Raw genomic sequence first — 21,026 nt, 5'->3', positions numbered from 1 at the left:
CCGGGAACACCCAGGTCTGCAATCATTTTTCGGGCCTGACCCCGCAGCCGAAGCTAACGCCCAACTATTTAGAAAGCCGTTACGATACGAAAAACCCGTTCTTTTATATCCGAAACGTTGCTCTATATAACTTTTTTTCTGAAGCCAGAAAAAAGCCCTGCAGGCGCAAACCTGCAAGGCTTTCAAATAATGGTGCGGGTGGAGGGACTTGAACCCCCACATCTCTCGATACCAGAACCTAAATCTGGCGTGTCTACCAATTCCACCACACCCGCATAATTCTTTTGCGCCCGCCCGAACTTGGCTGCCGCTGATCTAACACGTCTACTAAAGCAAAAAACCGGAAACCCGCTGTCGCAAGGTCCGGATCTGGTTCAAAGCGGTAAAATGGGGTGGACGAAGGGGATCGAACCCTCGACCGCAGGAGTCACAATCCTGAGCTCTACCAACTGAGCTACGCCCACCATATACACACGCCGAGACGTGAAACACCATCAAAACCGCTTGGAAGACTTTGCTGCCCCTGACCGAAGCTAAATGGTGCGCCCGGCAGGACTCGAACCTGCGACCACCGGCTTAGAAGGCTGGTGCTCTATCCAGCTGAGCTACAGGCGCATTAACCGCTTGCCCACCTGAACAGTCAGAAAAGTGGTCGGGGTAGAGAGATTCGAACTCCCGACATCCTGCTCCCAAAGCAGGCGCGCTACCAGGCTGCGCTATACCCCGTCTGAACTGCACAACATCGTGTGTCAGCAAAGTTGGCGCAGATATTAGCGGCGGCGAGGGCCTTCGTCAACCATCATTTGAAAAGTTTGTTAAAAAAACACCCCGTGGCCGCGCCCAAGCCTTTAGAATCCCAGCGTTAATTGGCCTGAACCCGGAAGCGTGCGACAATACAAAGCCTTTTTAATTGACCAATTCACGCCCAACCCATAAAGACGAACCATGAGCGCCGAACTGATAAATGGAAAAAAGATTGCCACCAAGGTTCGCCATCAGGTGGCCGAAGGTGTACAAGCCCGCCTCGACAAAGGTCTTAGGGCGCCTGGCCTGGCGGTGGTTCTGGTGGGCAGCGATGCCGCATCACGGATTTACGTGGGCAACAAGCGCAAAGCCTGCGAAGCGGCAGGCATTGTGTCGCTGTCTTACGATTTAGCGGCAGACACCTCGCAACAAGCTCTGGAAAGCCTGATCGACGAGCTCAACGACAACCCACTGGTAGACGGCATATTGGTGCAACTGCCCTTGCCCGCCCAGCTGGACGCCGACCCCATTTTGCTGAAGATTCGACCGGACAAAGACGTTGACGGCTTTCACCCGTTCAACGTCGGCCGCCTAAGCCAACGTAAACCCACCATACGCCCTTGCACACCGGCCGGTATTATTACCCTGCTCGACAGCATAGGCACCCCCTACAAAGGCCAGCACGCGGTCATTGTAGGGGCCTCCAACATCGTCGGCCGCCCCATGAGCATGGAACTGCTACTGAAAGGCGCAACCATTACCGTGTGCCACCGTTTTACAGCAGATCTGGAGCGTTTTGTGCGTGACGCCGATATATTGATAGCCGCGGTGGGCAAGCCGGGGCTGATCAAAGGCGAATGGGTAAAACGGGGTGCGACAGTGATTGACGTCGGCATTAATCGGATAGCAGACGGCACTCTGCAGGGCGATGTGGATTTCATCGCTGCTTCGGAGCGCGCCGCCTACATTACTCCGGTACCGGGTGGCGTAGGCCCTATGACCATAGCCATTTTGTTGCAGAATACGCTGCACGCAGCAAACATTCTGAACAACGAATAATTGCATGGCACTCTTGCTCATGGGTACAGAGAGAGCAGCCGAAAACAATCTGCCTGGGCATGACATTTCGACTGCCCTCTTCAATACAACTTCGCGTTGCCCTGCAAGTTGCTCAATAAAGAGCCCTTGCCTGCGCTATTATGTATATTGTCCGCTTAGCAGGCGGCCGGCGTTGGGCACAATGGGCGCCAGACCCAGCGCTTTTAACATCTGAAAAGTCGTGCAGGTGGCGGCCGACACCACCGGTAATCCGATGCTGTCTTCAACCTTCTGAATGGCCGCCAGTGATGGCATTTGAACACAGGCGGACAGCACTACCGCGTCTGCACCGACCCACTTTAGACGCTTGACGATCTCCAACAACTTCAGCGGATCCTGACGCCCAACCTCAAGGTTGTCAGGGATTTCCAGCGCAATGCTATCGACCACCTCAATGCCTTCGGATTGAATGTAATCCACTACCATTTGCGTCAGTGGCTTCATATAGGGCGTAATAATCGCCACTTTTTTGGCCCCTAATGTCGCCAAGCCTTCCACAAGGGCACCTGCACTGCTGATCACCGGAGTCGGAAAACCATTATCAATGGTTGCTGCGTGCAACCGTCGCTGAGACTGCCGATGGTAACCCGCACCACGACTCATAATCGCGATCAGGCATGCGTAACCCATCACGTCTATCTGGGCATCAGAGAGCTCAAGTGCGCAGCGACCGGACTCATCGTCCATGGCCGCCAGCTCCTCGCGGGTAACCTTCTTCATCCGCATGCGACTGGAGTGGAACGTAAAGCGCTCCGGTGCAACCGCTTCGCGCGCGCGAAACATAGCAGGAATTTCCGTTTCCATCGTGGTGTTGGAACTCGGTACGATCTGGCCGATACGATAGCTTTTATTGATCATTAACATCTCTTTGCGCTAAATATGGATTAGGCGTCGGCGTAAATGTCTTTGTATTGATCCCGCAACTGATTTTTCTGGACTTTGCCCATTGTGTTGCGGGGTAAGCTGTCAACAAAAAACACCCGTTTAGGTTGCTTGTACTTGGCCAGCTTGTCAGACAACTCAAACAGCACATCGGCTTCTTCGACCTTGGCACCCGGCTTCAAAACCAATACGGCCGTCACACCCTCGCCGAAATCGGGGTGTGACACACCGATCACCGCCGACTCCACAACGCCAACCATTTCATCGATAACCTGTTCAACTTCCTTCGGATAAACGTTGAAACCACCTGAAATCACCAAGTCTTTGTCACGACCAACTATATGGATGTACCCGCGCTCATCGAGCATGGCGAGATCGCCGGTTACGAAGAAGCCGTCATCAAGAAGTTCGGCGCGGGTTTTCTCGGGCATACGCCAATAACCGCTGAACACATTAGGGCCGCGAACTTCCAACATACCAATATCGCCGGGCGCGATTGTCTTGTGAGTCTCGGCATCGGTGATTCGAACTTCGACGCCGGATAAAGGCATGCCAACGGTACCAGCAAGACGCTCACCATCGTAAGGATTCGAGGTAATCATATTGGTTTCAGTCATCCCGTAGCGTTCAAGAATGGCGAACCCGGTACGCTGTCGGAATTCATTGTGAGTGTCGGCCGTCAGGGGTGCAGAACCAGACGTAAACAAACGTATATTAGCGGTGAGCTCAGGGGTCAGGCGTGGGTCCTGCAAAAGGCGGGTATAAAATGTTGGCACACCCATGAGCACGGTGCCATCCGCCATAGCGCCAATAACGTTGTCGACGTCAAACCGGGGCAAAAAGTACATGCTGGCGCCGGACATCAGCACAACGTTGCAGGCTACAAACAAACCGTGAGTATGAAAAATAGGCAGGGCATGAATCAACCGGTCGGTTTCGGTAAAACGCCATGCCTCTGCCAACGTTTTGGCATTAGAGCCCAGGTTACCGTGGGTCAACATGGCGCCTTTGGAGCGTCCAGTCGTACCAGAAGTATAAAGAATAGCCGCCAGATCGCCATCAGCCCTGGCTTCAATACCTGAAAACGGTGTCGCGCTGGCGGTCTTTTCCATCAACGTGCCGTCACCCTTTGTACCCAGAGTGACCACCTGAGGGCAGCCGGTATCTGCCGCAACCTGGCTGGCCGCTTCGAGGGAATCGGGCCGGCAAACAAACAGAGCTGGCTCTGCATCGCCTAAAAAGTACCCGATCTCTGACGCGGTATAACCCGTGTTCAAGGGCAAATACACACCACCCATGCGCAAACAAGCAAGGTAAAGCAAGATGGCCTCTGGGCTTTTGTCGACCTGCACAGCCACCCGATCGCCTAAACTGACCCCCAAAGATATCAAAGTAGCGGCCAGAGTGGCGCTCATATCGAGTGCCTGAGCATAGGTGTAGTTGCGCCCTTCTGGTGTGGCGATGAAATTTGCATTTTGGCGAGCGCGCATACGGGTTGAGAAAGTTTCAAACAGGTTATGGCTCATTTTTCAGACTCTCCTTTGAGCAGCTTGCGGCTCCGGCGGCTAAGATCACGAACGCCTGATGAACACACAGTGGTGCCACTGGTGCTGTATTGCTCATGATTGCGTTCAATATTGTCGAGTACATACAGGTAATTAACCATAAGCCCGGCAGATTGCTTCATGCCTTTGGCCGAAGTGTCGCCGAGCCAGTTGATGCGGTGCAGTTCAGCCCCGTTACCCAGATGAAAGCGGGCAACCGGGTTCAGTGGCTGGCCGTTAGTGGTTTTTTCTTTTAGTAAGTAGCGTGCCGCCAACGGTTTAATGACGCTACCGAGACGCTCCGAAAGCTCTTCGTTCTTATGCCACTCAGGATCATCCAAATGTTTGAGTGTCTCCTGGGCTTCTGGACTTAGCATGCCCGCATCATCGGAGCAGGTCGTTTCCAACCATCTGCGGAAATTGGGCACCGGCGACAAAGTCACAAAGTATTTCAAGTTAGGTAGCTCTTGCTTCAGTTCCTGTACCACCTGCTTTATCAGAAAATTACCGAATGAAATGCCTCGCAACCCAACCTGGCAGTTACTGATGCCGAAGAAAGCCGCCGTATCGGCGGACTCAGGATCGTCAATATCGTAGCTGTCACTAGCCAAAATAGACTGGATCTGGCTGGGCAATCCTTTGTTGAGCGCAACTTCAACAAAGATCAGCGGTTCATCACCGATAGCGGGGTGGAAAAAACCGAAACAACGGCGGTCCCGGGCATCCAATCGGCGCCGAAGATCATCCCAATCCTGGATTTCATGCACCGCTTCATAGCGAATAATTTTTTCCAGAATATTGGCGGGAGTGTTCCAGTCAATACGCTTCAGAACCAGAAAGCCGCGGTTGAACCACGAGCCAAAAAGGTGAATAAAGTCGGCGTTAAGCGCTTTAAAATCTGCACAATCCGCCATAAGGGCGAGCATGTCTTCACGCATCTTCACCAGCTTGTGCGTAGCGCCGCTGGACAGGTTGAGCCGTCTTAATAGCTCCTGCCGCCGTGGCTCGCAGGATTCAAACAACGTCTCAAGATTTTCATTGGTCCGTGACGCCTTATAAGCCAGGTAAGCGTGATCAATCTGCTCAGGCTCGGCCGAAAAAAGCACAGCCAGCTGCTCAAAAAAAGAACGCTTTTCGTCATCGTCCAAGCGGGCATAAATTTCCAGCGCCCGACTGGCAAGACTTATACTTGAGGCCTCGCCGTCACTTTTAAGCAGCGCCTGGCAGGCCGCTACCAGCTGGCTATGGTCGCAATTGTCGAGATTGCCGACGCGCCGCCAGAGGGAAGCCTCTCGCTGGGTAATGTTGTTAAACAACTCTTGTAAAAAACTCATGTTCATAATGCCTTTCCTCAGAGGTGTCGGAAATTTAAAGGGCGAATCAGGACTCCATAATCAAGTCCGGCAGCCAAGTGACAATTTCCGGGAAAAAGCACAACAGCAGGATGCCCAGCACCATGCAGAGGGCATAAGGCAAACTGCCCAGCAATATGTCGCGCAGCGCAATGTCGGGCGCTATGCCTTTTATAATGAATAGATTCAAACCAACCGGCGGTGTGATCAGGCCAATTTCCAAGTTGATGGTCAGGATCACTGCAAACCAGTAAGGGTCAAAATTTGCGGCCAATATAATGGGCAACAAAATAGGAGCCGCCATCACGATGACGGCCACTGGCGGCAGGAAAAAACCCGACACCAACAAGAACAGATTAATAATGCCCATCAGCACCCATCGATTAACTTCAAGGTCGGCGATGGCGCCGGCGACGGTTTGAGTGATGAACAAAGACGACAACGCAAAAGCAAAAATCTCGGCGCAAGCAATGATCAACATGATCATCACGCTTTCACGCAGCGCGTCCCGCATAATAATAGTGATCGGTTTGGCCTGCCACATTCTGTACACAATGATGGCAAGCGCCAGACACAGGAATGCGCCCACGCCGGCCGCCTCGGAAGGTGTCGCAACGCCGCCATACAAAGCAAACAAAATACCTGACACCACGATCATGAAGGGCAGCACCCGGATCAGGGCTTTCATATTGCCTTCAACGTTTTCTTTCATTTGGGCGGCAGCTTGGGCTACGGGGTTGGCGCTGCCATAACCACCGTGGAGCTTGCAGGCGATCAGCGTCCAAACCATGAAAAGACCGGCCAACATAAGGCCCGGAATGGCACCTGCTATGAACAACCGACCAATCGATGTTTCGGTAGAGATGCCATACACAATCATTGTGACCGAGGGCGGAATCAGAATGCCCAGGGTGCCACCGGCAGCAATACAGCCTGCAGCCACACCGTCGGGGTAGCCACGCTTGCGCATTTCGGGAATGCCAAGTTTACCGATAGCGGCACTTGTGGCGGGCGACGAGCCGGACAAAGCCGCGAAAATTGAGCAAGCGGCAATATTTGAAATTGCCAGCCCTCCTGGCAGTTTACCCATCCACAAGTCCAATGAGCGATACAGATCGCGACCGGTCGGGGAAGAGGCAACAGCCGCACCCATCAGGATAAACATGGGAATGGCAACAAAGCCGAACGAGGCCATGTTGCCAAAAAAAGTTTCACCAAAATAAATCAACTCACCAACGCCGCGGTCCAACATCAACGCACCCAGAGCAACTGCGCCTAAAGCAAACGCAATGGGGGTGCCTATGGCCATCAAAACCAACAGCGCTATAACAACCAGAATACCACTTGTAACGGGATCCATGATCAGGCCTCTCCACGAAGAATTTCTGCTACGTATTGCAGTGATAGCAAGCTTGCACCAACGGCCATAGGCAACACTGCAGGCCACAGCGGAGGGTTCCACACCGTGCCGGTCGTCCAGGCCATGGTGTATGCTTCGTAGACGTAGTACCAAGAACCATAAGCCAGGGCGAGGCAGAAGCTCAGCCCGACAAGCGAGGCCGTCAAGCGCATGATGCGCTTTGGCAGTCCATGCAGAGCGTCTGGCAGAACGGTTACCGCTACATGCCCGCCGGTTTTCAGAACGTAAGGCGTTGCTAGCAACATAGCTGCGGTAATGGCATAGGTCGTAAACTCTGTTTGCCACATGGTGCTTTCACCGAGTACATAGCGCGTGAAAACCATTTGCACAACAACCAGAACGCCAAGCGCGAGCAGAATGGCAGCGAACACGGCGGTGACAATCGCAAGCGTGTCTATAACGCGGATATAACCTGCAATAACGCTATTGCGAGATGCTATTGAGTGGGTTACAGACTGAGACATAGAATCCCCAAAGTCGGATGGTGTAGGTATCGCCCCAGCAATGAGACGTCACGAATTGATACCACAGTCACCGGGGCATGATGCCCCGGTCAATCGAGGGCTAACGGCCTATTCGACAGCGAGCGCTGCGTCAATCAGGGCCTGGCCATTAGGGACATTCTCAGCAAACGTCTTGTAGGAACTCTTTTTGGCAATATCAAGCCAGGCTTGATAGTCCTCGGGTGACATGTTGACAACTTCAACACCGTTCTCAGCGAAAACGTCGGCCATCTTCTGGTCAAGGCCTGCAGCCTCTTTGGCAAAGTAGGCCTCGGCTTTCTCGGCGGCCGCCATTAGAGCGTTCTGCTGAACTTCGTTGAGTTTGCTCCAGCTTTGTTCCGAAATCAGAATTGGCTCATACATAAACCAGAGGGCGTTTTCCCCGGGCGCCGTCAAGCAGGTGACTTGTTCATATATGCGGTAAGAGACAAACGAACCTGAAGAGGTGTTGGCACCGTCTAATACGCCGGTTTGCATGGCAGTATATATTTCGGACGATGGCATAGAGGCAATTGAGGCGCCCGCGACGGCAAGCATCTCACCAAATGCGGGGCCAGCCGCTCGCATGGTCTGCCCCTGGACAGTATCGGGCGAGGTCACACACTGCTTATTAGACGCAAAACCGCCGGCTAGCCAAGCATCTGCCAGAACGCGGGCACCCGCATCGTTAATAACCGTTTTAATCATATCCATAAATTTAGAATCGTTCAGCCGCTGGGCACGTTCATGGCTGCGAACCAGACCGGGCATCAGGGTTGCTGAGAATTCCGGGTGACGTCCACTGGCGTAGTCCAGCGGCAGAGAAGTCATATCCAACCGTCCGCGAACGAGCGCACCCCACTGCTCTTTTGCTTTGAACAGTGACTGACCGGGGTAAATTTGTAGTTCCAGACCAACATCGGCGGCTTTTACTTCACGGGCCATGAGCTGGACCATTTCATCCCTGACATCACCTTTGCCGCCTGGGAACTGATGCGACACTCTTAATGTCGTATCGGCTGCGGCTGCACCAATGAGTGAAAACGAGAGGCTGGCAGCGATGGCCAGTTTTGCGAAAGGCAGTTTCATAGTGATCTTCTCCGAAGCTTTTGTTTTTGTAATATCCATCAGGCATAGCTGATATATATATCATTATCTTTTATGTGTACTATTGTCAACGTGGCGCGATTAATATCAAAAGACCACGAGGCAAAATCTGTGTTCACAACCGCCGGAGCAAAGCCAGCATGAAGCGTCCAAATGTCCAAAAGCTCAAAGATTTTCTGGAAGACGCCATCATTAATGGCCGCCTGCTACCCGGGGAGAAGTTGGATCCCGAAGCACTCTCAAAACAGTTCGGCGTGTCCAGAACACCTATCCGAGAGGCAATTCAACAGCTTTCTGCCAGTGGCTTGGTGGTGGTATTACCGAAAAAAGGCACCTTTATCGCGAAGGTGAGTTTCGATCAGCTCATCGAAATGTTCGAAGTGATGGCGGAGTTCGAAGGGATGTGCGGACGCTTGGCCGCCCGCCGCATAACGGAAGATGAGCTGATTGTGTTGAAGGCGGCGTTACTGCGCTGTGAAGACCCGGCTATCCGAGCAAACCCGGACGACTACTATTACGAAAATGAACACTTTCATAATTGTATTTACAACGCCAGTCATAACGCATTCCTTGCAACCGAAGCGCGTCAACTCAAACAGCGCTTGAAGCCATACCGTCGCTTGCAGCTTCAAATTCGTGGTCGCGTAACAGACTCCATTCAGGAGCATCGCAATATCTATTCAGCAATTAATGCGGGGGATGCCGCGCTAGCGGAGGAGAGACTTCGGCAACACGTGCTGATTCAGGGCGAGAATTTTAGCGATTTTTCGGTACGGGTTAAGGCGTTCAGCGACTTGTCACGGGAACCGATTCAGAGTGCCCGCAACTCAATAACCAAATGAAATAATGCAAAATGCAGTTTCTACCACACAGACTTCTGAGCGGTAGAAACTGCATCGGCGGCGAATTACTGGCCGTATTTCGCTTTCGCCTTTAAACGATATGCGTGCAGCAAGGGTTCTGTGTAGCCATTCGGCTGTTCGGCACCTTTTAGCACCAGGGCTATAGCCGCCTGGAAAGCAATGCTGTCGGCAAAGTTATCAGCCATTGGGCGATAGGTTGCGTCACCGGCGTTCTGCTTGTCTACGATCAGTGCCATGCGCTTCATGGTCTCTTCAATCTGGTGCGTATTGCAGATACCGTGATACAGCCAGTTCGCCAGCAATTGCGACGAAATCCGCAGGGTAGCGCGGTCTTCCATCAGGCCGACGTTGTTGATATCGGGCACTTTTGAGCAACCTACGCCGCTGTCGATCCAGCGCACCACATAGCCCAAAATGCTTTGCGCGTTGTTATCCAATTCCTCTTGAATTTCCGCCGCGGTCAGGTCTTTCGAGTTCAGATTGATAGGCACCGTGAGAATGTCATCCAGGCTCGCACGCTCGCGACTTTCCAGCTTCTGCTGGATATCCGCCACACTCACCTGATGGTAATGGGTGGCATGCAGGGTGGCTGCGGTTGGTGATGGAACCCAGGCGGTGTTAGCACCGGCTTTTGGATGCCCAATTTTCTGTTCCAGCATATCGGCCATCAAATCCGGCATGGCCCACATGCCCTTGCCAATTTGCGCAACACCGCGAAACCCGGCTTCCAGGCCAATGTCTACGTTCCACTGTTCGTAAGCGCCAATCCACGTGGCCTGCTTCATTTTCCCTTTGCGGATAAACGGAGCGAGCTTCATGGAGGTGTGGATTTCGTCACCGGTGCGGTCCAGGAAGCCGGTGTTAATAAACGCCACGCGATCTTTCGCGGCGTGAATGCAGGCCTTCAAGTTCACCGTGGTGCGGCGTTCTTCATCCATAATGCCCACTTTCAAGGTAAAGCGCGGCAAGCCCAAAGCGTCTTCCACCCGGCCGAAAAACTCGTTGGTAAACGCAACTTCTTCCGGGCCGTGCATCTTCGGCTTAACAATATACACCGAGCCTTGGGTGCTGTTCTGAAACCGGCTGTTGCCTTTCAGGTCGTGTATGGCCATCAGCGATGTCATCACGCCATCCAGCAGGCCTTCCGGCACTTCGCTGCCATCTGCCAGCAGAATCGCCGGGTTGGTCATCAGGTGGCCCACGTTACGGATGAACATCACGCTGCGGCCCTTCAGTTGCAGTTCGCTACCATCGGCGGCGGTGTAAACGCGATCCGCGTTCATCTTGCGGGTTAACGGCTTGCCACCTTTTTCAAAGGTTTCTTCCAGACTGCCATTCATCAGGCCCAACCAGTTGCGGTAGGCCAGAACTTTGTCGTCTGCGTCTACTGCGGCTACCGAGTCTTCACAATCCATAATGGTGGTCAGCGCCGATTCCATCAACACGTCTTTAACGTGGGCACCATCGGTTTTGCCAATGGGATGGGTAGCGTCAATCTGGATTTCAAAGTGCATGCCGTTTTTAACCAGCAAAATGCCCGTAGGGGCGTCTGCCGAACCTGTGTAACCCACAAAACCGGTTTCATCTTTCAAGCCGATGTTGTTACCGTTTTGCAGATCCACAACCAGTTTGCCACCCGCAACATGATAGAGTGCTGCGTCTTTGTGACTGCCAGAGGCTAAAGGCGCTGAACTGTCCAGAAGGTCACGGGCAAATTCGATGACGAGCTCGCCGCGCTTGGGATTGTAGCCTGCAGTTTTTTCGGCGCCGCCTGTTTCAGGGATCGCGTCAGTGCCGTAAAGCGCATCGTACAAACTACCCCAACGGCTGTTGACTGCGTTCAGGGCAAAGCGAGCGTTCATGATTGGCACAACAAGCTGTGGCCCCGCCATGACGGCTACTTCGGGATCTACGTTAGCCGTGGAAATGTTGAAATTAGCGGGCTCGTCAACCAGATAACCGATTTCTTTCAAGAAATCTTTATAAACGTGCATATCCGGAGTCTGGTGCTGGTGATTATGGTTCCAGGCGTCCAGTTTTTCCTGCAGGGAATCGCGTTTGGCTAGCAGCTCACGATTGCGGGGCGCAAGATCGTTGACGATTTTGGCGAAGTCTGCCCAGAATTTGCCTGCGTCCAGACCCGTTCCAGGGATCGCTTCATTATTAATGAAGTCGTATAAATTCCCGGCAACCTGAAGACCGTCAAGCTGTACGCGTGATGTCATCGTATTTCCCTCAGTAAGTTAAGAAATTCCCGAACGCAATATTCTACGTGATAGCGCGTATCGGATCATACCCCAATTGACATCCTTCCCCACCAAACGCCTAACCGGCTTTTTGGAAGGGGATTCCTACCTCTAGACGCTTATGCCCAAGCGCGAGAATGTTCCTGGCCGCATTGGAATCGCGGTTGTGAGTGACACCGCACTCACAGGTCCATGCCCTTATTCCAATACCTGCTCTACCTTTCGGACTGTTGGGGCTCAAAGAGCCACAACACGAGCAAGTCTGGGTGGTGTACCGTTCATCAACTTCCAGAAAAATCCCGCCTGCGCTCTCGCATTTGTATGACAACAGGGTTTTTAGTGTGGACCAGCCAGCGTCGAGCACCGACTTGGCCATAGTGGTTTTTGCCAGGCCGGAGCTGGACACATTGCCGACAACGATCAGGCCGTTGTTATTGACCAGCTCACGACTGAATTTGTGCAAAGCATCGTGCCGGCGATTGCGGATTTTGGCGTGAATCGCCTTCACCCGCTGCTTTTTTCTCGCTCGCTGGGCCACCGCCAGCTTTTGCTGCTGATCCCGATAGAAGCGACCCGCTTGCAGCGGCTCGCCCGAACTGGGCGTGGCCGTGGTCTTCAGGCCCAAATCCAGACCCACGCTGCCAGTGCCACACCAGCGATCGGGTTTTACCGAGGCAACCACGCAGAAATACCACCGACCTCGGGCGTCCTCAGAAAAGCAGCCAGAGCGGAATTTGTACTGAGACAAACCGTAGCTGTCCCAGACCCGATAATGCTGACCGTGGAACCGAACCTGCCCGTTGCTCCAAACCGCGGCGCCGGTGTTCACCGGCACCCAGCCGAGCGACCGGCGAACCCCGTGGGTTTTACGCCACGCGAGTTTGGATTTTCGGAACTGCTTGCGGCGTGTGACGTATTCCTGGGCAACGACCTGAAGTGTTTGGCTGTGAAGGCCTAGAAGCTTGCCGGCACCCTTGGTATAAGGATGAAAATCGAAGGCCGACAGAAACTGTCCTCTCTCCCGAATGCTGCGATGACTGAGTTCATTCACAAAATTCCACACACTGTTAACAGCCGCGGCCTGACCGCGCAGCACATTAGCGTGTTTGTCCCGAACTCGGACTTTGAAGGTTTTGGTGAACTCAGCCATACTGTATATAATCACAGTTTTTTTGCTAAGACAAGACCTCTGTCGAGGTCACGCTATCCATCCCCACCCAAATGTTAAGAAAGTCGCTCCCGCTCCACTTGAGTCAATTGGATGGGGTATTTTCTTAATAAACTAAGGTTTAGACAGCGTTTTAGGCGGCTTAGCCGCGCCGCCAGCTGGTACCCTCGCGGGAATCGTCCAGAATAACTCCCCGCGCTAACAGCTCGTCACGAATCTGATCCGCGCCGGCGAAGTCGCGGGTTTTACGGGCGTCCGCACGGGACTGAATCATCGTTTCAATTTGCCCGGCACTCAACTCATTGCCCTGCCCGCTGTCACTCTGGAAAAACAGCTCCGGGTCTTGCTGTAACAAACCCAGCACCGAGCCCAGGCGTACCAGCACCGTAGCGCTGGCAGCGGCGGCTTGTTCGTCACCGTCACGGCGCTGCTGGTTCATCTCGCCGGCGAGCGCGTGCAGAGTCGCCATCGCGCCTGCACAGTTGAAATCGTCATCCATGCGCTTGACGAACAGAGTGTCGTGTGCAGTCCGCGCCACCGCATCGCTGGCCAGCGGAGTGACACCGCGCAGCGCATTGTAAAGCTTGGTCAGGCTACGACCGGATTCAATAAGATTGTCTTCTGAGTAATCCACCTGGCTGCGGTAATGGCTGGACACTAAAAAGTAGCGCACCACTTCCGCCGGATAGGTTTCCATAATCTCGCGGATGGTAAAAAAGTTGCCCAGTGACTTGGACATCTTTTCTTTGTTCACCCGAATGGCGCCGGCGTGCATCCAGGTATTCACAAACGTGTGTCCGGTGGCGCATTCGGACTGGGCAATTTCGTTTTCGTGGTGGGGGAACAACAGGTCTGGCCCACCACCGTGAATATCAAAGGTGTCACCCAGGCAGTGATTGGCCATGGCCGAGCACTCAATGTGCCAACCCGGGCGACCATTGCCCCATGGCGACGGCCAGAACACTTCATCAGGCTTCGCCGCTTTCCACAGGGCAAAATCCGCCGGGCTGCGTTTTGCCTGTTCTACGTCCACCCGGGCGCCCGCCAGCAGGTCTTCCAGTTTTTTCTTGCTGAGCTTGCCGTAATCCGCAAACGACGATACCAAAAAATACACATCGCCGTTGTCTGCAGCGTAGGCGTGGCCACCGGCAATCAGAGTTTCAATCATCGCGATCATGTCGCTAATGAACGCTGTAGCACGGGGTTCAGCGTTGGGCGACAACACACCAAGACGGGCTTCGTCTTCGTGCATGGCGGCAATCATGCGCTCAGTCAGGCAGGTGTACACCTCGCCATTTTCATCGGCGCGGCGCAGAATTTTGTCGTCTATATCGGTAATGTTGCGCACATAGTTCACATCAAAACCACTGTGGCGCAAATATCGGGTGATCACATCAAACGCTACCAACACCCGAGCGTGGCCCAGATGACAGTAGTCGTACACGGTCATGCCGCACACGTACAGGCCGACTTTGCCCGGTTCTATGGGTTTGAACTGTTCTTTTTTCTGGCTGAGGGTATTGTAGATTCTGATCACAAAATGCTCTCGTTTACCGTTTCATTGCGGGCCTGAACGCAACGAGCCGACCTTTTAAAAGGCCGGCTCGTTGTGAATTATTTACCCCAGGAATCGCGTAGGGTGACGGTGCGATTGAACACCGGCTTGCCAGCATTTTCCGTCAGCTTCTGGTCGAAGAAAAAGTACCCTTCACGCTCGAACTGATACGGCAGATCGCTCGCCGGCGACGCCAGATTGCGTTCGGCACGGGCGCCTTTCAAAACCACCAAAGATTGTGGGTTCAGGTGGTCCAGCATGTCGCCTTCTTTATCGCTGTCTGGCGTTTCCGCGTTGAACAGGCGATCGTAAACGTTGATGTCGCACTCCACGCTGTTCGTTGCAGATACCCAGTGAATCACACCATTGGGCTTGTAGCCCTCAGGGTTCACGCCCAGAGTGTTTTCGTCGTATTCGCACTTCAGCTCGACAATCTCGCCACTCTGGTCGCGGATAATTTCGCGGCAAGTCATCACATAACCACCGCGCAGGCGCACGGCCTGGTCCGGTGCCAGTCGCTTCCATTTGCGTGGCGCTTCCAGGGCGAAATCTTCCCGATCAATAAACAGGGTTTGGCTCCAGGTCACTTCGCGACTGCCCATGTCCGGATTTTGCGGATGCACCGGCAGCACCAGGGTTTCGGTTTTGTCAGCCGGGTAGTTGGTCAGAGTTACCTTCAATGGACGCATCACGCACATAGCGCGGGGCGAACGGATGTTCAAATCTTCGCGAATGGCGAACTCCAGCATGCCCACGTCTACGGTACCGCCAGCTTTGTTCACGCCGATCATGTCGCAGAAGGTGCGCAAAGACTCAGGTGTGTAACCGCGGCGGCGCAACCCTGAAATGGTGGGCATGCGCGGATCGTCCCAACCGTCAACGATGCGCTCGTCCACTAAACGTCTGAGTTTGCGTTTGCTGGTGATGGTGTAGTTCAGGTTCAGCCGCGCAAATTCAATCTGGCGCGGGTGACAAGGTACGCTGATGTTGTCCAGCACCCAGTCATACAGCGGACGATGGTCTTCGAATTCCAGCGTACACAGGGAATGGGTAACGCCTTCCAGCGCGTCTGAAATCGGATGGGTGTAGTCGTACATCGGGTAGATGCACCATTTATTGCCGGTCTGGTGGTGTTCAGCGTAGCGGATACGGTACAGGATCGGGTCACGCATGTTGATGTTGGGCGACGTCATATCAATCTTCGCCCGCAGCACCATTTCGCCGTTTTGGAAATTACCGTCGCGCATCTGGCGGAACAGTTTCAGGTTTTCTTCCACCGCGCGCTCGCGATAAGGGCTGTTGCGGCCAGGCTCTTTAAGGCTGCCGCGGTAGTCCGCCATTTCGTCGGCGCTGAGGGCACACACGTAAGCATTGCCGCGCTCAATCAGCTCTTCCGCAAAGTTGTACAGGGCATCAAAATAGTCCGAGGCAAAGTGCACCTTTCCTTGCCATTGATAACCGAGCCACTCCACATCCGCTTTTATCGCGTTGATGTATTCCTGGCTTTCTTTTTCCGGGTTGGTGTCGTCAAAGCGCAGATTGCATTCACCGCCAAAGGTATTGGCAATGCCAAAATTCAGGCAAATGGCTTTGGCGTGGCCAACGTGCAGGTAACCGTTGGGCTCCGGCGGGAAACGGGTCACTACCGTGGCTGTGTGCGCGCCTTTGGCGACGGCGTCTTCAATCAGGCTCTGAATAAAGTTATGGGCTTTCTTGGGCTCGGCGCTCATACAATCTCTGCAAAAAGGAGGTGGATCTGAGCGGGCTATTATACGCATAAAAGCACAGCAGACTCATGCACCGAGCCAAAGTCTTGCGTACAATGGCGAACAACACGAGCATTGCGCGCAACCTTACCCCACAAAACAGGAAAACCCGATGATTCTGCTGACAACCAACCACGGCCCTATCAAGCTGGAACTGGATTATGACAAAGCACCGGAAACCGCTAAAAACTTCGAAAAGTATGTGCGCGAGGGCTTTTTTAACGGCCTGATATTTCACCGGGTGATTAGCAACTTCATGGTTCAGGGCGGCGGCTTCGAACCGGACATGAGCCCGCGCAAAACCCGCGAGACAATCAAGAGTGAAGCCGATAACGGCCTCAGCAATATGATTGGCACCGTTGCCATGGCTCGCACCATGGACCCGCACTCCGCAACCGCGCAGTTTTTCATCAACGTTGAAAACAACGGTTTCCTGGATCATTCCGCCAAAACTGCGGAAGGCTGGGGTTATTGCGTCTTTGGCAAAGTGGCTGAAGGCATGGACGTCGTCGACAAAATTCGCGCAGTGCGCACCACGATGAAAGCCGGCCACCAGGATGTTCCTGCTGACGACGTGATCATCGAAAAAGCCGAAGTGCTTGAGGACGGAAACGCAGCGTGACCACGCTGTTCATTTCCGATCTGCATTTGGAAGAGTCACGCCCGGACATTACCCGGGCGTTTCTTGCCTTCTTAAAAGATCGCGCGGTGAGTGCTCACACACTGTACATTCTGGGCGATTTCTTTGAAGCCTGGATTGGCGACGATGAGCACACGCCCTTGCAGGAACAGATTGCTGCAGCATTGAGGCAGGTCAGCGACGGCGGCACCTCTGTGTATGTAATGCACGGCAACCGGGACTTTTTGCTGGGCCAGGATTATTGCAAGCGTCTTGGGGCAACCCTGCTGGACGACCCGACCGTGATTGATCTGTACGGCACCCCTACCCTGCTGATGCACGGCGACAGCCTGTGCACCGCCGATGTGGAATATCAGAAATTCCGCGCCAACATGCGCAACCCGAAAACCCAGCAAATGCTGCTGGCTCGCCCGCTGAAAGACCGCCAGCTGATGGCTCGCCAACTGCGCGAACTGAGCATGGCCAAGAACAAGGGCAAGACCCAAGCCATTATGGATGTGACGCCAGAGGAAGTGGTGCGGGTGATGGAACAGCATAACGTGCCGCAGCTGATTCACGGCCACACCCATCGCCCGGCCCGGCATCCGTTGCAGGTGAATGATCAGCCTGCTGAGCGGATTGTGCTAGGGGATTGGGACAGCCACGTTTGGTGGCTGGAAGCCGCAGCGGACCAGCCGCTGCAGCTGAACAAACAGGCGTTTTAAATCAGGCCGGGCGGCTATCGACCATATTGGTGGCGTAACCCTCGGCAACCACTTTGCCATCGACCGTGCAAACAGTTTTCAGCTTGACCCGGCGCCGTCTCAGATCAATTTCCTGTACTTCCGCACTCGCCACAACAGTGTCACCAATAAACACCGGCGCCTTAAAGCGCAGCTGCTGGTCAATGTAGATCGCACCCGGCCCAGGTAACCTCGTGCCAAGCACCGCAGAGATCAGCGCTGCGCTGAACATACCGTGAACAACGCGAGCTTTGAACGGAGTGGTTTTGGCGTAATCGTCGTTCAGGTGAACCGGGTTGTTATCGCCGCTTAACTCGGCAAACTGCACAACGTCTGCGTCGGTGATGATTTTGGTCACGCTGGCTGTCATGCCTACTTCCAAATCTTCCAGATAATAACCGTGTAACTCGTCCATCGTGATCTCTTTTTTGGTCAGCAAAATCCGGGGCAACCGCACACCGGCGCAAACACACACGTAAAGCGTTTTAACAAAACAACAGGTATTCAACTAAAGCCCAACAGCGCTTTCATATCGCCCTGCTACACTACAAATGTAACCTGATTTTCATCGTTGAAACAGACTACTAAAATACCAACCGGCAGACACACAAACTATTGCTGGGCTGAATTAACGGAATATGAAATAAAACCCAAGGGAGAATTATATGCCAAATCGTGTCGCCATTGTGACGGGTGCAATCGGAGCCTTAGGCACCGCAATGTGCAAACAGCTAACCGATCAGGATCGTACCGTTATCGCCACTCACCGCCCAGGCGACGAGCCGCGTAAAAAAGCTGAACAGTGGCAAAAAATCATGGCCGAAGCAGGCTACACCGTTAACATTATGCCGGTAGACGTTGCCAACTATGACAGCTGCAAAGTCTTTATGGAAAGCGTGGAAAAAGAGTTCGGCCCTGTAGATGTGCTGGTCAATAATGCCGGCATCACCAACGATGCACCGTTGAAAAGAATGGGGGCAGATCAGTGGACCCAGGTGATCAACGTTAACCTGAACTCCATGTTTAACATGTGCCGCCACGCGTTCGAGGGCATGTGCAACCGTGGCTTTGGCCGCATTGTAAACATATCCTCCATTAATGGTGGCAAAGGCCAGTTCGGGCAGAGCAACTACGCTGCGGCCAAGGCCGGCGTTTACGGCTTCACCAAATCGATCGCACTGGAAGGCGCCCGTAAAGGCGTTACCGTAAACTCGATTTCGCCGGGCTACATTGATTCCCCGATGGTGCGCGCAGTGCCTGAGAAAGTGCTGGAAAGTATTGTTGCAGACATCCCGGTGGGCCGCCTTGGGCAGCCAGACGACATTGCCCGCGCGGTGGTGTTTTTGACCGCCGAAGACGCTGGCTTTGTGACTGGCGCAGACCTGGTGGTCAACGGTGGCCAGTTCATGGGCTAACGCCAAACCCTGAAGCGCCTAAAGTGAAAAAAAAGCCGGAGTGAATGAACTCCGGCTTTTTTAATAACTAGGGTATAAGAGTGCATCCAGCTGGCGGCGATCAGGATTCCGGCAGTGCCATTACGTCCGGCTCGCGATAGGTGTTCAGACGCTTGCGCCAACCGGGCAACCACTGCTCGCGTTCGCGCGCCTGAGTCGCCAGATCAGCGCGGCGGGTTAACACTTTATCGGCCGCTTCGCGGAACTGTTGCAACACCGGATCGGCAGATTGCTCCGGCATGGCTTGAAGAACCTGCAGCAAGCCCCAGCCCTCACCTTGATAACGCTCAGACACGGCTAACCCTTCGCCCTTAAAGTTCACATAATCCACCAACGCATAAACTCCGCCCGGTGTTTGGCTCAGCTGCGCCAGGTGATTGCTTACCGCAAGCTGCCCGGCCAATGGTGCCGCATCAACAACGGTCTTTATAGATGCTTGCGCGCGGCGAAATATGAACTCGGCCTGAACACCCTGAGTGCCCGCCAAAAACTCTCGCAGTTCTGCTAGCTGGGGTGAATTCTCCACCGCATCAAAGGCAGCCTGGTCTGCCCAAGGCGCATCAAACGGCTTTAGCTCCCGCAGCCAGTCCGGAATAGACCGCTGGCGCTGGGCCATGTAATCGATCAGTGTGGGAAAGCTCTCGACAAAACCTGCTTCAACGTCTTTCGGGTACCAAATAAAATGACCGATACCGAGTGACGGAAACGCCTCGCCGTCGTTCCAGTGCACCAGGCAGCGAAACTGCCCCGCGCATTCGTTATGGAAAATCTGCTGGCCAATCCAGTCAAGCTGCGCGGGTTTCAACACCAAAGAAATATCGCTAACGCCGCCACCGTCCACCTGCGGCTGATTCACATCCAGAGTCTCGGGCTCCGGATTTGCGCTCTGCCCAGCCAGCCCGATATCCGCGCTTTGTTCGCAGCCAGACAGCAGTGCCGCCAGAGCGGCTGCCAGCATCAAGACCAAAGGTGCAGACGCTCGACCGCGATACTTGCACTGCCTGCCAATAATATTTTGGCCCACCGTTCAGACGCCCTCGCCCGGGTTTATTTTATCTTCAGTGCGCAGTTCGAAATCGCTGGCGTCATGGCGCTCGCGGAGCTGTTTATGAGGCTCGCCAGTCACTTTATTCACCATACGGCCACGCTGCACCGCCGGGCGCTTTGCCACTTCTGCAGCCCAGCGCAGCACGTGAGTATAGCTTTGCGCGTCCAGAAATTCCGCTGCTTCGTACACCAGATTATTTACCAGTGCTCCGTACCAGGGCCAAATCGCAATGTCTGCGATTGTGTAGGTGTCACCCGCAATATAGCGATTGTCCGCTAGCTGCCTATCCAGCACATCCAGCTGGCGCTTTACTTCCATCGCGTAGCGGTCAATCGGGTACTCGTATTTTTCCGGTGCGTAGGCGTAGAAGTGGCCAAAACCTCCGCCCAACATCGGCGTGCTGGCCATCTGCCAAAATAGCCAGTTCAGGGTTTCGGTGCGGCCGGCGGCGTCTTCAGGCAACAGTGCGCCAAATTTTTCGGCCAGGTACAACAGCATAGAACCCGACTCAAACAGCCGCTGCGGCGGTTGCGCAGAGTGGTCCAGCAGCGCCGGGATTTTGGAGTTCGGATTAATCTCGACAAAACCACTGCCAAACTGATCGCCCTCGCCAATGTTGATCAGCCAGGCGTCGTATTCGGCATCCACAAAGCCAAGCTCCAGCAGTTCCTCCAGCATCACGGTTACTTTTACGCCGTTGGGCGTCGCCAGTGAATACAGCTGAAACGGATGCTTGCCTATCGGCAGCGCCTTATCGTGAGTAGCACCGGCAATCGGCCTGTTAATGCTGGCGAAAGCACCGCCGTTGGCTTTGTCCCAAGTCCATACCTTTGGCGGTGTGTAAACGTTGTCTGACATTATTTACCCTCCGAATTGCGAAGTGAATGTGTGGCGCTGGCCGACGCAATCGGCGGGCAGAAAACCTTAAGAGAACC

The 21,026-nt window shown here is 53.9% G+C and carries 19 protein-coding genes and 4 tRNA genes; 6 read left to right on the top strand and 17 right to left on the bottom strand.

Annotation, left to right across the window (positions count from 1 at the left end; genetic code table 11):
• A partial coding sequence (locus tag MELB17_RS25810) for a hypothetical protein (RefSeq protein ID WP_227498962.1) occupies positions 1-212 on the top strand: 212 nt, incomplete at its 5' end.
• Here the strand turns inward: MELB17_RS25810 and MELB17_RS18320 are convergent.
• The 4 genes from MELB17_RS18320 to MELB17_RS18305 all read right to left on the bottom strand — a co-directional run bounded on the left by MELB17_RS18320 (position 191) and on the right by MELB17_RS18305 (position 726).
• Positions 191-275 (bottom strand) — tRNA-Leu (locus MELB17_RS18320). The two genes, MELB17_RS25810 and MELB17_RS18320, sit on opposite strands and share 22 nt — an antisense overlap.
• A gap of 113 nt (positions 276-388) precedes the next feature.
• A tRNA-His gene (locus MELB17_RS18315) sits at positions 389-464 on the bottom strand.
• Between the two features lie 74 nt (positions 465-538).
• A tRNA-Arg gene (locus tag MELB17_RS18310) sits at positions 539-615 on the bottom strand.
• Between the two features lie 34 nt (positions 616-649).
• Positions 650-726: transfer RNA gene (locus MELB17_RS18305), tRNA-Pro, on the bottom strand.
• Between the two features lie 219 nt (positions 727-945).
• On the opposite strand from MELB17_RS18305, the gene folD reads away from it, so the two are divergent.
• Positions 946-1,803 (top strand): bifunctional methylenetetrahydrofolate dehydrogenase/methenyltetrahydrofolate cyclohydrolase FolD, encoded by an 858-nt coding sequence (gene folD, locus MELB17_RS18300; RefSeq protein WP_007351817.1) that lies wholly within the window; start codon positions 946-948, stop codon positions 1,801-1,803.
• 138 nt (positions 1,804-1,941) lie between these two features.
• Here the strand turns inward: folD and MELB17_RS18295 are convergent, their stop codons facing one another.
• The 6 genes from MELB17_RS18295 to dctP all read right to left on the bottom strand — a co-directional run bounded on the left by MELB17_RS18295 (position 1,942) and on the right by dctP (position 8,611).
• Positions 1,942-2,697, bottom strand: coding sequence for an Asp/Glu racemase (locus MELB17_RS18295; RefSeq protein ID WP_319795890.1), 756 nt, complete (start codon positions 2,695-2,697; stop codon positions 1,942-1,944).
• A 29-nt stretch (positions 2,698-2,726) separates the two neighbouring features.
• A complete protein-coding gene (locus MELB17_RS18290; RefSeq protein WP_007351815.1) occupies positions 2,727-4,250 on the bottom strand; it encodes a malonate--CoA ligase in 1,524 nt (507 codons plus the stop codon).
• Positions 4,247-5,602 (bottom strand): malonyl-CoA decarboxylase, encoded by a 1,356-nt coding sequence (locus MELB17_RS18285; RefSeq protein ID WP_227498961.1) that lies wholly within the window; start codon positions 5,600-5,602, stop codon positions 4,247-4,249. The genes MELB17_RS18290 and MELB17_RS18285 overlap by 4 nt, the downstream gene beginning before the upstream one ends.
• A gap of 46 nt (positions 5,603-5,648) precedes the next feature.
• Positions 5,649-6,980: a TRAP transporter large permease gene (locus MELB17_RS18280; RefSeq protein ID WP_007351813.1), complete on the bottom strand. Its 1,332-nt coding sequence runs from the start codon at positions 6,978-6,980 to the stop codon at positions 5,649-5,651.
• A gap of 2 nt (positions 6,981-6,982) precedes the next feature.
• Positions 6,983-7,504 carry a TRAP transporter small permease subunit gene (locus tag MELB17_RS18275; protein WP_007351812.1) on the bottom strand — a complete coding sequence of 174 codons (522 nt, stop codon included), beginning with the start codon at positions 7,502-7,504 and terminating at the stop codon, positions 6,983-6,985.
• A gap of 108 nt (positions 7,505-7,612) precedes the next feature.
• Positions 7,613-8,611 (bottom strand): TRAP transporter substrate-binding protein DctP, encoded by a 999-nt coding sequence (dctP, locus tag MELB17_RS18270; protein WP_036185452.1) that lies wholly within the window; start codon positions 8,609-8,611, stop codon positions 7,613-7,615.
• Between the two features lie 158 nt (positions 8,612-8,769).
• Here dctP and MELB17_RS18265 point away from each other — a divergent pair, with 158 nt between their 5' ends.
• On the top strand, positions 8,770-9,471 hold the full coding sequence (locus MELB17_RS18265; protein WP_007351810.1) for a GntR family transcriptional regulator: 702 nt from the start codon (positions 8,770-8,772) through the stop codon (positions 9,469-9,471).
• Between the two features lie 65 nt (positions 9,472-9,536).
• On the opposite strand, the gene MELB17_RS18260 is transcribed toward MELB17_RS18265, so the two are convergent.
• The 4 genes from MELB17_RS18260 to MELB17_RS18245 form a co-directional block, all read right to left on the bottom strand.
• Entirely contained in the window at positions 9,537-11,717 is a 2,181-nt protein-coding gene (locus tag MELB17_RS18260; RefSeq protein WP_007351809.1) for a malate synthase G, read from the bottom strand.
• Positions 11,718-11,817: 100 nt separating this feature from the next.
• Entirely contained in the window at positions 11,818-12,888 is a 1,071-nt protein-coding gene (locus MELB17_RS18255) for an RNA-guided endonuclease InsQ/TnpB family protein (RefSeq protein ID WP_007351808.1), read from the bottom strand.
• Positions 12,889-13,048: 160 nt separating this feature from the next.
• Positions 13,049-14,443, bottom strand: a complete 1,395-nt coding sequence (gene cysS / locus MELB17_RS18250; protein ID WP_007351807.1) for a cysteine--tRNA ligase — start codon at positions 14,441-14,443, stop codon at positions 13,049-13,051.
• Positions 14,444-14,520: 77 nt separating this feature from the next.
• On the bottom strand, positions 14,521-16,191 hold the full coding sequence (locus MELB17_RS18245) for a glutamine--tRNA ligase/YqeY domain fusion protein (RefSeq protein ID WP_007351806.1): 1,671 nt from the start codon (positions 16,189-16,191) through the stop codon (positions 14,521-14,523).
• A 148-nt stretch (positions 16,192-16,339) separates the two neighbouring features.
• Here MELB17_RS18245 and MELB17_RS18240 point away from each other — a divergent pair, with 148 nt between their 5' ends.
• Positions 16,340-16,849, top strand: a complete 510-nt coding sequence (locus tag MELB17_RS18240; protein WP_007351805.1) for a peptidylprolyl isomerase — start codon at positions 16,340-16,342, stop codon at positions 16,847-16,849.
• Complete coding sequence (gene lpxH / locus MELB17_RS18235; RefSeq protein ID WP_007351804.1) at positions 16,846-17,571, top strand: UDP-2,3-diacylglucosamine diphosphatase; 726 nt, start codon at positions 16,846-16,848, stop codon at positions 17,569-17,571. Before MELB17_RS18240 ends, lpxH begins: the two co-directional genes overlap by 4 nt.
• A 1-nt stretch (position 17,572) precedes the next feature.
• Here lpxH and MELB17_RS18230 read toward each other — a convergent pair whose 3' ends face one another.
• Positions 17,573-18,004, bottom strand: a complete 432-nt coding sequence (locus MELB17_RS18230) for a MaoC family dehydratase (protein ID WP_007351803.1) — start codon at positions 18,002-18,004, stop codon at positions 17,573-17,575.
• 250 nt (positions 18,005-18,254) lie between these two features.
• Between MELB17_RS18230 and phbB the strand changes: the two genes are divergently transcribed.
• Complete coding sequence (phbB, locus tag MELB17_RS18225) at positions 18,255-19,004, top strand: acetoacetyl-CoA reductase (protein WP_007351802.1); 750 nt, start codon at positions 18,255-18,257, stop codon at positions 19,002-19,004.
• Positions 19,005-19,104: 100 nt separating this feature from the next.
• Here the strand turns inward: phbB and MELB17_RS18220 are convergent, their stop codons facing one another.
• A complete protein-coding gene (locus MELB17_RS18220) occupies positions 19,105-20,067 on the bottom strand; it encodes a hypothetical protein (RefSeq protein WP_007351801.1) in 963 nt (320 codons plus the stop codon).
• 3 nt (positions 20,068-20,070) lie between these two features.
• Positions 20,071-20,949, bottom strand: a complete 879-nt coding sequence (yghU, locus tag MELB17_RS18215; protein ID WP_007351800.1) for a glutathione-dependent disulfide-bond oxidoreductase — start codon at positions 20,947-20,949, stop codon at positions 20,071-20,073.
• Positions 20,950-21,026 lie beyond the last annotated feature (77 nt).

The sequence above is a fragment of the Marinobacter sp. ELB17 genome, from assembly GCF_000169375.1.
Lineage (GTDB): Bacteria > Pseudomonadota > Gammaproteobacteria > Pseudomonadales > Oleiphilaceae > Marinobacter.
This window is presented reverse-complemented; position numbering and strand designations above follow the sequence as displayed.